Here is a 724-nt window from a genome sequence, read left to right as displayed (position 1 = left end):
TTTGACGCAGTCGTTGGGGAAGAAGGGGCGGATTCTGACCGAGGAGGGCACTCGTGTTGCGGCTAATCAGCAGTTGGACAGTCAGCGGGAGTCTTCGTTTGCTGATGCGCTGGCTTTGCGGGATGTGCATGATCTGATTGATCATTTGATTGGTCGGCGGGGGATTGAGCGTGAGGCGGCGCGGGCTGCGGCGTTGCGGGCGCGGCCGGAGGAGTTGGTGCGGCTTCGGGCGATGGTCGAGGCTGGTGGTGAGGCGCGTTGGCGGGAGCGGCTCGATTTTCACAAGATGATTGGTCAGGCTTCGCATAATAAGCAGATTCAGGCGTTCACGACGACGTTGTTTGATGAGCGTCTTGATTTGTTGGAGCGTTTGCTTATTATGATTGGGATCAGGCAGGATGCGCTGGTTCGGTGGGATCAGGAGCATCGTGACATCGTCGCGAGTATCTCTGACCGGGATGGCGATGGTGCCGAGCGGCTCATGGTGGTGCATCTGGATGGAATGATCCGTGAGACGGAGCATTTCGCTGACAGCGGTAATGCTCATGTCATCCATACGCTGCTCGCGGAAATCGATCTCGCGTAGAGCGCTAGTCCCTTTTATTACAGCGATCACGACGACGACTCTTTTCGGGAGCACGAATGACTGATTTCTTGACGCCGTCCGGGATGGGCCGGCGTTCGTTCTTCCGGCTGGCTGGTCGGGGGGCGGCCGTGGTGGCGG

General features: G+C 58.6%; 1 protein-coding gene. It reads left to right on the top strand.

What is annotated here, in order from left to right; all coding sequences use genetic code 11:
• Positions 1–586, top strand: a 586-nt coding sequence (locus AMA02S_RS39700) for an FCD domain-containing protein (protein ID WP_169806981.1), incomplete at its 5' end; no start/stop codon positions are given.
• Positions 587–724: the final 138 nt, after the last annotated feature.

Origin of the sequence: Actinomadura macra NBRC 14102 (assembly GCF_001552215.1) — a bacterium.
Taxonomy (GTDB): domain Bacteria; phylum Actinomycetota; class Actinomycetes; order Streptosporangiales; family Streptosporangiaceae; genus Spirillospora; species Spirillospora macra.
The sequence above is the reverse complement of the archived record's forward strand: the minus strand, read 5'-3'. Positions and strand labels throughout refer to the sequence as shown.